Origin of the sequence: Limnohabitans sp. INBF002, from assembly GCF_027924905.1 — a bacterium.
Classification (GTDB): Bacteria; Pseudomonadota; Gammaproteobacteria; order Burkholderiales; family Burkholderiaceae_C; genus Limnohabitans.
Genome location: NZ_AP027055.1, coordinates 1,610,490 through 1,622,493, shown reverse-complemented (window position 1 = coordinate 1,622,493; position 12,004 = coordinate 1,610,490). Strand labels below are relative to the sequence as shown.

At 57.1% G+C, this 12,004-nt stretch carries 7 protein-coding genes; 5 read left to right on the top strand and 2 right to left on the bottom strand.

What is annotated here, in order from left to right; all coding sequences use genetic code 11:
• The first annotated feature begins 14 nt into the window (after positions 1-14).
• From QMG15_RS07940 to QMG15_RS07930, 3 genes are all read left to right on the top strand, one after another.
• Complete coding sequence (locus QMG15_RS07940; RefSeq protein ID WP_281788149.1) at positions 15-1,451, top strand: malonyl-CoA decarboxylase; 1,437 nt, start codon at positions 15-17, stop codon at positions 1,449-1,451.
• Between the two features lie 71 nt (positions 1,452-1,522).
• On the top strand, positions 1,523-2,476 hold the full coding sequence (locus QMG15_RS07935; protein ID WP_281790102.1) for a tripartite tricarboxylate transporter substrate binding protein: 954 nt from the start codon (positions 1,523-1,525) through the stop codon (positions 2,474-2,476).
• Positions 2,477-2,489: 13 nt separating this feature from the next.
• Complete coding sequence (locus QMG15_RS07930; protein ID WP_281788148.1) at positions 2,490-4,025, top strand: malonyl-CoA synthase; 1,536 nt, start codon at positions 2,490-2,492, stop codon at positions 4,023-4,025.
• A gap of 216 nt (positions 4,026-4,241) precedes the next feature.
• Here the strand turns inward: QMG15_RS07930 and cphA (QMG15_RS07925) are convergent, their stop codons facing one another.
• Entirely contained in the window at positions 4,242-6,824 is a 2,583-nt protein-coding gene (gene cphA, locus QMG15_RS07925) for a cyanophycin synthetase (RefSeq protein ID WP_108401506.1), read from the bottom strand.
• Positions 6,824-9,037 carry a cyanophycin synthetase gene (gene cphA, locus QMG15_RS07920; RefSeq protein ID WP_281788147.1) on the bottom strand — a complete coding sequence of 738 codons (2,214 nt, stop codon included), beginning with the start codon at positions 9,035-9,037 and terminating at the stop codon, positions 6,824-6,826. The genes cphA (QMG15_RS07925) and cphA (QMG15_RS07920) overlap by 1 nt, the downstream gene beginning before the upstream one ends.
• A 195-nt stretch (positions 9,038-9,232) precedes the next feature.
• Between cphA (QMG15_RS07920) and QMG15_RS07915 the strand changes: the two genes are divergently transcribed.
• Together QMG15_RS07915 and QMG15_RS07910 are read left to right on the top strand one after the other, a co-directional pair.
• Positions 9,233-11,518: an ABC transporter ATP-binding protein gene (locus tag QMG15_RS07915; RefSeq protein WP_281788146.1), complete on the top strand. Its 2,286-nt coding sequence runs from the start codon at positions 9,233-9,235 to the stop codon at positions 11,516-11,518.
• Entirely contained in the window at positions 11,515-11,994 is a 480-nt protein-coding gene (locus tag QMG15_RS07910; protein WP_281788145.1) for a DUF1854 domain-containing protein, read from the top strand. The genes QMG15_RS07915 and QMG15_RS07910 overlap by 4 nt, the downstream gene beginning before the upstream one ends.
• Positions 11,995-12,004: the final 10 nt, after the last annotated feature.

The following is a 12,004-nucleotide window of genomic DNA, read 5'->3' as shown; positions in this document are numbered from 1 at the left end:
GAAAGAAAACAGGAATGAACGCGACCACTTGGCTCAGCAGCAAAATCAATTTACTTCGTAACTCGGCTCCGGCTGCTGGTGAGGTATCTAAGCCTGAAGACCGCTCCACGCGTGAGCGTCTGGATGCCACATTGCGACAAAAGAAAGAGGCCTTATCACCGCGTTCATTGCGCCGCACGTTGACCCTGTTGCAAGCCGTGGTGGACCCACGCGTGAGCGAAGTGGAGGGCGGTCGCCGCGCCAAAGCCTTGGCCGATTGGTATGCCAAAGCCGAGGCCGCAGAGCGTCAAGATTTGTGGCTGCTCATCAGTGAGCAGTTTGGACCAGACGCCGTGAAGGTGCGTGCCGCGCGCGACGACTACGACGCAGCCTTGGGCACCGTGGATGAAGGCCCTGCTGAGATTCGTTTGCGCCGTGCCTTGGTCTCGCCTCGCACGCGTTTGTTGCAACGCTTTGCAGCGTCGGCAGGTGGCATGCGCTTTTTGGTGGACTTGCGTGCTGAGTTACTCCCACATCTCAAAGGCAACAAGCGGTTGTTGGCGCTGGACGCGGAGTTAGAGAATTTGTTCTCTACTTGGTTTGACGTGGCCTTTTTAGAGCTACGCAGCATCAGCTGGGATTCTCCCGCTTCGCTGATTGAAAAGCTCATCAAGTACGAAGCGGTGCACGACATTCGCAGTTGGGCCGATTTGAAAAACCGTTTGGACAGTGACCGCCGCTGCTACGGCTTCTTCCATCCCAGCTTGCCCAACGAGCCTTTGATTTTTGTGGAAGTGGCCTTGCTGCACGAGATGGCAGACAACATCATGCCGTTGCTTGACGAATTGGCCGCACCGGAGGATTTGCAAAAGTCAACCGTGGCGATTTTTTATTCCATCAGTAACACGCAGGGTGGTTTGAAGGGGGTCAGCTTTGGCGACTCGCTCATCAAACGTGTGGTCGAAACTTTGCGTGGTGAATTCCCCAAGCTCAAAACCTTTGCCACTTTGTCACCCATTCCTGGCTTGCGCCCTTGGTTGTCCAAGAATGTCGAGATGTTGCTGGGGCACCTGAATGAGAAAGAGCTGTCGGCTTTGGGGCGTGAAATCAGTTTTGAGCCACCGACAGCCAGCCATGTGTTGGCCGCCATTGAGCAGCCTCAAGTTCTCTCGGCTTTGTCAGCCAAATCGCCGTTGCGCCAGTTCCTCACGCGTGCGGGTGCGCATTACTTGGGCCAAGCCAAACATGGCGAGCAAGTGTTGGACCCTGTGGCACGCTTTCACTTGGGCAACGGGGCGCGCATTGAGCGCATCAACTGGTTTGCCGACCCTTCGGCCAAAGGCGTCAAACAATCGCACGGCTTGATGGTCAATTACCTCTACGATCTCAAGCGGTTAGACAAACATCGTCAAATGCTAGAAAAGGGCATTGCCCCCGCGTCTGGCGATGTGCAAGACATGTATTTCAAATGAGTCAGTGAACTAAAACCTTCAAGGAGACAAACATGAACCATCTCAAAACCAACGCAAGCCGCCGACAGTGGATGGCGCTTACCGCCGCTGCATGTGCTGCATTCAGTCTCGGCGCGCAAGCGCAGACCACATGGCCCACCAAACCCGTGACCCTGATTGTTCCGTTCCCCGCAGGCGGTGGCACTGACGCATTTGCCCGTCCGTTTTCTGCGCAGTTCTCTAAGCAATCAGGCAAAACCTTGGTCATCGACAACCGCGGTGGTGCGGGTGGCAACTTAGGCGCGGGTGTCGCTGCCAAAGCCGCGCCCGATGGCTACACCTTGTTCATGGGGGCGGTGCATCATTCGATCGCACCGTCAATGTATGCCAAGCTCGATTACGACCTTGAACGCGATTTTGTGCCACTGACCATGATTGCCATGGTGCCGCAAGTGTTGGTGGTCAACCCCAAAAAAATCACAGGTGATTTCAAATCATTCTTGGCCGAAGTGCGCAAGAACCCTGGCAAATTCAACTACGGCTCGGCAGGCGGCGGCACCTCGCACCACATGGCAGGTGAGCTGTTCAAGCTGCAAACCAATACGTTCATCACCCACATCCCGTACCGCGGTGCGGGGCCTGCGCTGCAAGACTTGATTGGCGGCAACGTGGACATGATGTTTGATGGCTTGGGTTCATCTGCACAGCACATCAAGGGGGGGCGTGTCCGTGCTTTGATGGTGTCTGGAAACAAACGCAACCCTGCCTTCCCCGATGTGCCTTGCGCCGCTGAGCTGGGCTTGCCCGACTACACCGTCACCACTTGGTATGGCTTGTGGGCTCCCAAGGGCACGCCTGCTGATGTGCAAGCACGCATTCTCGAGGAAGTGAAAAAGGCCTCGACAGGTGATGAACTCAAAGTAGCTTGGGCCAACAACGGTGCAGATTTCCCCAACATGACCAGCGCCCAATTTGGCAGCTTTGTGCACAACGAAATCAAGCGTTGGGCCACTGTGGTGAAAGCTTCTGGCGCCAAACTCGACTAACTGAAAACAGACGATGAATCACAACCTCTATGCGGCTTTGCGTGCCGCGTTCCCCAAAGACTTAAACGCAACAGCCATCGAAACAGACGATGGCTTGTTCTACAGCTGGTCAGACCTTGAGCGCGCCAGCGCGATGATGGCCAATCTGCTGGATTCACTACACATCCCTAAAGGTGCGCGCGTGGCGGTGCAAGTGGAGAAGTCGGTCGAAGCCGTCATGCTCTACCTCGCCACTTTGCGTGCGGGCTATGTGTTCTTGCCCTTGAACACGGCGTACCAAAGCGCAGAGATTGAATATTTCATTGGCAACGCCGAGCCCGCCGTGGTGGTGTGCAGCAGCAAGAACTTTGGCTGGGTCAGCAAGATTGCCTTCAAGGCGGGCACGCAAAACGTGTTCACCTTGGACGACAACCGCACAGGCAGCTTGTTAGAGCGCGCCGCACATTGCTCAGACAAACACCAAGTGGTGCAAAACAAGGCTGATGATTTGGCCGCCATTTTGTACACCAGTGGCACAACAGGTCGCAGCAAAGGCGCCATGCTCTCGCACGGCAACATGCTCAGCAATGCCCAAACCTTGAAAAAATACTGGGGCTGGAAGCCGGGCGATGTGTTGATTCACGCTTTGCCCATCTTCCATGTGCACGGTTTGTTTGTGGCCATCCATGGCGCCTTGCTCAATGGCAGCAAGATGATTTGGTTGTCCAAGTTTGACCCGAAGCTCGTCATCGCCAAAATGTCAGAAGCCACCGTGTTCATGGGTGTACCCACACTCTATGTGCGCATGTTGGCAGAACCAAGCCTGACCAAAGCACAAGCGTCGAACATGCGTTTGTTCATCGCAGGTTCAGCGCCGTTGTTGCTGGAGACGTTCAACGAATGGCAAGAGCGCACAGGTCAAACCATTCTCGAGCGCTACGGCATGAGCGAAACCGTCATGCTCACCTCCAACCCCTATGCAGCCGATGCGCGCTACCCCGGCCAAACCGAACGCCGTGGTGGCACCGTGGGCTTCCCGCTTCCCGGTGTCTCCTTGCGCGTGCAAGACGACCAAGGCCACGCCTTGCCCGTGGGTGAAATTGGCGGCATCCAAGTCAAAGGCCCCAACGTGTTTGGCGGCTACTGGCGCATGCCGGAAAAAACCAAAGAAGAATTCACTGCTGACGGTTACTTCAAAACAGGCGATGTGGGCAAAGTGGACGAGCGTGGCTACGTGGTCATCGTGGGCCGCAGCAAAGACCTCATCATCAGCGGCGGCTACAACGTCTACCCCGCAGAGATTGAGGGCTACATCAACGACATGCCCGGCGTGGCTGAAAGCGCCTTGATTGGTGTGCCGCACCCTGACTTTGGCGAAGTGGGCGTGGCGGTGGTCATTGCCAAGCCCGGTGCCAAGGTGGATGCAGACGCGGTGGTTGCAGCGCTCAAGTCCCAACTGGCGAACTTCAAAATTCCGAAGAAGTGTTTTGTGGTCGCAGAGTTGCCGCGCAACACCATGGGCAAAGTGCAAAAGAACTTACTTCGCGATCAATACAAAGGCTTGTTCTAAGTTCTTCCACGCGCTTCGCCAAGGCGATCAGCCGGTATCCGAGAAGTGGCTTTCAATCTTTTGATTTCCCACACTCGGATGCTGACGGGGCTGAGCGGCGGCTGACGATTTCTGGTGCTCCAGCATGAGTCAGCCGCCGCTCAGCCCCGTCAGCATCCGCGACAGAAAAAAGAAAAGCCACTCAAACGAGTGGCTTTTTCATGGAGCAGTAAAAACTTAGCCAGCCAAAGCCGCTGAGTTCACCCGCTGTGTGATGTGCGCCAAAGCCTCATCCACTTGGTCAATCAAGATCAAGCACAAGTCGCCCTTTTGCAAACGCTCCATCGCACGGTCAATCGCCAAAAACTCGCCGTGAATTTCATCGATGTGTGTCGTGCGTTTTGCACCGTCCAAACCTTGGCGCAAAAGCTTCAACACCTCGCCATCCACACGGCCACGTTGGCATGCGTCTTGGTACAACACCACATCGTCAAACGCTTCACCGATCAGACGCGTTTGTTCGCGGATGTCTTCGTCACGGCGGTCGCCCGCACCGCTGATCACCACACTGCGGCGCTGCGCTGGCAGGTTGGTCACGGCTTGCACTAAGGCTTTGATGGCGTCTGGGTTGTGGCCGTAATCGGCAATGACTGTGGCGCCTTTGTAGTCGAACACGTTGAAACGGCCGGGCACCGCATTGCTGTCGCTCACAAAGGTGGCCAAGCCTTTGCAGATGGTTTGCCAAGGCACACCCACCGCCCATGCCGCACCGATGGAAGCCATGGCGTTTTCAATTTGAAAGCCAATCGCGCCACTGCGTGTGACCGGAATTTCCGACAAAGGAATACGCACCGAGTGGTGGCCTTGCATGGCCACAATTTGGTCGTCTTCTACAAACAGCACGCGTTTGCCTTGCGCACGGTGTGTGGCAATGACGGGGTGGTGCGAGTCCAGGCCAAAGAAGGTCACTTGGCCGGGGCAGTTGTTGGCCATGGCGGCGACGATGGGGTCGGTCGCATTCAATACGGCGGTGCCTGACGCTGCCACGTTTTGCACGATGACGCGCTTCAACACAGCGAGGTCTTCGACGGTGGAGATGTAGTTCAAACCGAGGTGGTCACCCATGCCGATGTTGGTGACCACGGCCACTTGGCAGCGGTCAAAGGCCAAGCCTTCACGCAACATGCCGCCGCGTGCGGTTTCGAGCACCGCCGCATCCACATCGGGGTGTGCCAACACGTTGCGACCGCTGCGTGGGCCGCTGCAGTCGCCGCTGTCGGTTTGGCGGCCATTCACGTACACACCGTCGGTGTTGGTCATGCCCACGCGCAAGCCATTGGCGCGCAGCAGGTGAGAGGTCAAACGCACGGTGGTGGTTTTGCCGTTGGTGCCGGTGACAGCAATCACAGGAATACGACCATCGCCACCATCGGGGAACATGGTGGCCATGACAGCTTCGCCCACGTCACGGCCTTTGCCGAACGAGGGGCTTAAGTGCATGCGCAAGCCAGGGGCAGCGTTGACTTCGACCACGCCGCCGCTTTGTTCTTCGAGGGGACGCAACACAGATTCGCACACCACGTCGACGCCACAAATGTCCAGGCCCACCATTTGCGCGGCTGCAATGGCACGCAAGGCAACTTCGGGGTGCACGTCATCTGTCACGTCGGTGGCAGTGCCGCCTGTGGAGAGGTTGGCGTTGTTGCGCAGAATCACGCGTGCGCCTTTGGCGGGCACGGAGTTGGCCTCAAAGCCTTGTTCTTTCAGGCGCGCAATGGCGATGTCGTCAAAGCGAATTTTGGTCAGCGAGGTGGCATGGCCTTCGCCACGGCGTGGATCGGCGTTGACGATGTCAACCAGTTCACGCACGGTGTTTTTGCCGTTGCCAATCACCAGCGGCGGTTCGCGTCTGGCGGCGGCAACGAGCTTGTTGCCTACGACCAGCAAGCGGTAGTCGCTGCCAGGCAAGAAGCGTTCAACCAATACCTCTTCACGGCAAGCGCGTGCCGCAAGGTAAGCGGCTTTGACGCCTTCTTCGGTGGTGACGTTGACAGAAATGCCTTTGCCTTGGTTGCCGTCGCGTGGCTTGACCACCACGGGTAAGCCGATTTCTTGTGCCGCAGCCCACGCATCTTCGGGGCTGATGGCTGGGCGGCCCAAAGGCACGGGCACACCCGCTGCGTGCAGCAGCTTTTTGGTGAGTTCTTTGTCTTGCGCGATGGATTCGGCAATGGCACTGGTGGAGTCAATCTCAGCCGCTTGAATGCGGCGTTGTTTGCTGCCCCAGCCCAGTTGGACCAAGCTACCTTCGGTCAAGCGACGGAAGGGAATACCACGTGCGATCGCAGCGTTAACAATGGAGGCTGTCGATGGGCCCAGGCGAATGTCTTCATCCAGTTCGCGCAATTGGTGAATGGCGGCGTCCACATCAAAGCTGGTGTTGTTGAGGGCCGCGAGGCACAGCTCGTGTGCCAACTTGATGGCCATGATGCCCACTTGTTCTTCCGTGTACTCCACCGCGACTTGAAACAAACCGTGGTCGGTGGTGGCCGTGGTGCGGCTGAAGGTGACAGGGCAGCCGGCTTCAATTTGTAAATGCAAAGTGGCGGCTTCCAACGCATGCGCCATGCTGAGCTTGACCTTGTGGTCGGTCGGCTGCAAGTTGCCCACACCTGGAAACAAGTTACGCAGGCGGTTTTCAAAGTCTGGGTGTTGGCTCAGATCGACTTCACCCGCGTCACACGTGGCCATGGCTTCCACAGCAGTGTGACGGGTCCAGAGGTTGGGGCCGCGTAGGGCGCGGATACGAGAGACTTCCATTAGCCATTCATCCTTGCAACGTCTTTGGCAACATGTTGGTTTTGTTGCCCAAAATTTTTCAAACCAGCGCGAATCAGCAGTGGCGCGATGTCCAGCGACCAAGCGGTCGCCACAGCGGCCAGCAGTGTCGAAATGTGCAAACCGTCTTTGAGCAAGCGTGCAATCAACTCGAGGTCGAGATGGAACAGCTGCGTTTCTTGGTCGCCGCGCGCCAAGGTGACGTGGCCGTCTTTGCAGAACACCGCACGACCGCCCGCTTGTAAATGGGCCATCAAGGTGGCGTTGTCTTGCTGTTTGGCGTAGTACACCACTTCACCATCACTCAGCTCGGCCAAGGTGGTGACAGCTTCTTCGTCGGCGTTGAGGACGGCGGCGCCTTCGGGCAACACCAAGTCGATTTGTGTGCGAACCACGGTGCGCATTTGTTCTGCGGTTTGGATGTCGTGTTTTTCAATCAGCACGTCATTCGTTGCAGGCATGTTGGTCACGACACCGACCAAGCAGCGGTCGTAGGCCAAGCCTTCGTCCAAGATGTGAGCTGGCGTGGTTTCGAACACGGCAGCGTCCAGCGCACGGTTGATGAGCAAGCGCTCCGAGGCTTCAAAGCCGCGTGAATCGCTTTTGCCCAAATGCTGCTGGTCCATGTACAGGCCATCTTTGCAAGCCAAGCCGGTGCGTTTGCCTGAGAGGTGCAGCAACCAAGCGACGAGCTGAGACAGCTCGGTGGTTTGCTGGCTACCCGAAATGCCCACCACGGGGATGCGGCCAGATTCATTGGGGCCAAACAGGTGCTCGACGATGGCCTTGCCCACAGGGCGGGGTTGACCCACTGCAGGTTTGACGTGCATCAGCAAGCCTGGGCCTGCATTGACCTCGATGATGGCACCCTTGGTTTCTTCCAGGGGGCGTGAAATATCTTGCGTCACGATGTCGATGCCGGCAATGTCCAAGCCAATCACGCGAGCGGCGAGGGTGGCCACGGCCGCGACTTCGGGGTGGACCAAATCGGTCACGTCGTTGTTGAGGTTGCCGTTGCGCTGCACCACCACGATGCGGCCTTTTTCGGGCACGCTGCTGGGCTCAAGACCTTGGCGTTGAATTTCGAGCAATGACATTTCACCGCGTGGGGTGTGCAAGCGAATCAGGTCGAGTGGGAAGCCTTCGGCAATGCCGCGACGTGGGTCGGTGTTGATTTGGCTGTCAATCAATTGCTCCACGGTTGATGTGCCGTCACCGGTGATGTAAGCCGTTTCGCCACGGGTGGCGGCCACCACGCGGTCGCCCACCACCAAGACGCGGTGCTCATCACCCCGCACATAGCGCTCAATCAACACTTCGCTGCCTTCTTTTTCAGCAGCCACCCAAGCTTGGCGCACGCCTGCTTCGGTGTTCACGTCGAGGGACACGCCCCAGCCGCGGTTGCCGTCCAAGGGCTTCACCACCACGGGCAAGCCGATGTCTTGCGCGGCTTCCCACGCTTCGTCTGCCGTTTTGACAATTTGGCCTTCAGGCACAGGAATGCCGCATTGCGTCAGCAAGCGCTTGGTCAGGTCTTTGTCGCTAGAAATGCTTTCTGCGATGGCGCTGGTGCGGTCGGTTTCAGCAGTCCAGATGCGGCGCTGCTTGGCACCATAGCCCAGTTGTACCAAGTTGCCTTCGGTCAGCCGAATGAAGGGGGTTTTGCGTTCGACCGCTGCATCGACGATGCAGGCTGTGCTGGGGCCTAAGCAACGCAAGTCGGCGATCTTCTTCAAACGCTCGACGGTGGCTGCGATGTCAAAAGGCTTGTTGTTGGCGGCGGCCATCACGAGTTCACGAGCGGCCAAAAAGCTTTCGCGGCCCAGTTCTTCGTGTTCGGTACGGAACACCACCTTGTAGATGCCGCGCTTGCTGATTTCACGGGCCTTGCCAAACTCAGCGCGCGCACCGGCCAAGAGCTGCAACTCGATGGAGACGTGCTCCATGATGTGGCCCATCCATGTGCCGCCGACCAAACGGGTCAAGAAGCCGCCACGGTGGCCCACACCGCAATGGTGTTCGACCAAGCCGGGCAACCAAGCGTTGATGCGGTCATTGAAACCGTCAATTTTGTTGGAGGGGTGGTCTTCCATCTCGCCCAAGTCGATGAGCGCTTCGATGATGGGGCGGTAAGTCCAGATATTGGGCCCACGCAAGTAGTTCATGCGCAGGATTTGAATGTCTTTGAAGGCCATAAATTAGCGGAAGTTTTGAGCGGAGGTTTGGTGTGGCTGAAGCAGGGGGAGAGCCGAGGTCACCACAGCGACCTCCGAGGCTGCGGCGATACAATCATTTGTATACGTGCGGGGGTACAACAAAGTCTTGGCTCCTGCTTTTATTTTTATCGCCGTCCATCGATTGACATCGGTTGAAGCAGCAAAATTCCAATAATGAATTCTTCTTTATCGGCTTCCGCCAAAGTTGTTTTGCCCGAGGGCTGGCAAACTTCAGCTTTTGCACAACTGTCTACTCATGAAAACGTTCTAGCCTGGCTAGAGGTTGACTTGAATGCCCAATTGCATTTTTCGCTAGGGCTACTAATTGTGACAGACCAAAGGGTGCTTTTTGGCTCTCAACAGGCGGGTTCAAGCCCTGTTTGGGACAGTTGGACATTGGCTGCAGGCATGAAGATGAAGCACACCGACCATGCGGGTGTGGGCACCTTGAGCTTGGTCGATGCCACGCACCGCATCGCCAGCTGGCGATTCACCCTGACGCACAACGTCACGGCCATGCGCCTGCAAGAGAAGTTTGCCGAACGCCTTGAGGTGTTGACCCATGGCAAATCGCTGGCGACATCGGCTCAGGCGCGTTGCCCTCAGTGCAAATTGCAACTCGAACATGTGGGCGATGAATGCCCTGTGTGCAGCCGCGAGCAGCACGCGCCGCTGTCTACCTGGGGCTTGTTCCGCCTCTGGCGCTTTGCGCATCCTTACCGCTGGCGTTTACTGGCTGGCTTTTTGTTGACGCTGGCGTCCACCGCGGCCACCTTGGTGCCGCCTTACCTGACCATGCCGCTGATGGACGATGTGCTGATCCCGTTCCAAAACGGCAAAGACATCGACCATGATTTGGTCTATATGTATTTGGGCGGCTTGCTGGGCGCCGCTTTGCTGGCCTGGGGCTTGGGCTGGCTCAAAACCTACATCTTGGCCTTGGTGTCTGAACGCATCGGCGCTGACTTGCGCACCACGGCCTATGAACATTTGATGCGCTTGTCGCTCGAATACTTTGGCGGACGACGCACGGGCGACTTGATGAACCGCATTGGTGCTGAGACCGACCGCATTTGCGTGTTTTTGTCGCTGCATTTGCTAGATTTCGCCACCGACGTGCTGATGATTGTGATGACGGCTTCCATCCTCATCAGCATCGACCCCAAGTTGGCAGCGGCCACCTTGCTGCCGCTGCCTTTCATCGTTTGGTTGATTCACACCGTGCGTGACAAGCTGCGCACCGGTTTCGAGAAGATCGACCGCGTCTGGTCGGAGTTGACCAACGTGTTGGCTGACACCATTCCTGGCATCCGCGTCGTCAAAGCCTTCGCCCAAGAGACGCGCGAAGCCAACCGTTTTCGCGATGCCAACAAACACAACTTGGCTGTGAACGACCGCATCAACTTTGTCTGGTCTTTGTTCTCGCCCACGGTCACGCTGATGACCGAAGTGGGTTTGCTGGTGGTGTGGGGCTTTGGCATTTACTTGGTGTCTCACCACCAAATTTCGGTGGGTGTGTTGGCCGCTTTCTTGGCCTACATCGGCCGCTTCTACACACGCCTTGATTCCATGAGCCGCATCGTCTCGCACACCCAAAAAGCGGCGGCGGGTGCCAAGCGTATTTTTGAAATCTTGGACCACGTGTCTAGCGTGCCTGAGACGACTCACCCACAAAAGTTGCCTACGCCTTTGCAAGGCAACATTGAAATTCAAGATGCTGGTTTCCGTTATGGCAACCGCGCGGTGATTCGCGGCATGAACCTCAACATCCGCCCCGGCGAGATGATTGGCTTGGTCGGTCAAAGTGGTTCCGGCAAGAGCACCTTGGTCAACCTGATTTGCCGTTTCTACGATTTGAGTGAGGGCTCCATCAAGCTCGACGGGATCGACATTCGCAACATTGCCTTGTCGGACTTTCGCAGTCATATTGGCATGGTGTTGCAAGAACCGTTTTTGTTCTTTGGCACGATTGCCGACAACATTGCCTACGGTAAGCCCGATGCCACACGTGAAGAAATTGTGTCGGCAGCGCGTGCGGCCCATGCCCATGAGTTCATCTTGCGTTTGCCGCAAGGCTATGACTCGTTGGTGGGCGAGCGAGGTCAAGGTCTGTCGGGTGGCGAGCGTCAGCGCATCTCGATTGCGCGCGCCTTGCTCATCAACCCACGCATCCTCATCTTGGACGAAGCCACTGCGTCGGTGGACACGGAGACCGAACAAGAAATTCAAAAGGCCTTGGACAACCTCGTGCAAGGCCGCACCACGATTGCCATTGCCCACCGTTTGTCCACGCTCAACAAAGCCGACCGTTTGGTGGTGATGGAGCAGGGCGTGGTGGTGGAAGAGGGCGACCACGACACGCTCATGGCGCGTCAAGGCGCGTACTACCGCTTGTATGAAGCCCAAGCGAAAAATGCAGAAGACGCCGTGGCGCGTGCTTCGACGAAGGAGTCTGTATGAGTGCCGCCTTGAACTTGGGCTTCACGTTGGCCTTTGACCCTTTTGGCAAATTGGTGGTCACCTTGGCCGACGGCTCGCAACATGTGGGTGCCGTGGTGGCGCGTGCGTTCCCGATTGCCACGCCTGACCAATGCATTTCCATTTTGAGTGCTGAAGGCAAAGAGTTGGCTTGGGTTGAAAACCTCAACGATTTGCCCGCAAATGAGCGTGACATCGTGGCGCAAGCCCTGCAAGGCCGCGAGTTCATGCCCGAGATTTTGCGTTTGGACGGGGTGAACAGTTTTTCCACGCCCAGCATCTGGCGTGTGCAAACCAACCGTGGCCCCGCGCAGCTGGTGCTCAAAGGCGAGGAAGACATTCGCCGCTTGAGCGCGAGCCGACTCATCGTGGCGGATGCCCATGGCGTGCAATTCTTGATTCGCGACTTGCCGTCGCTCGATCGTCACACCCGCAAGTTGCTGGACCGCTTCTTATAAAACGGCCAGG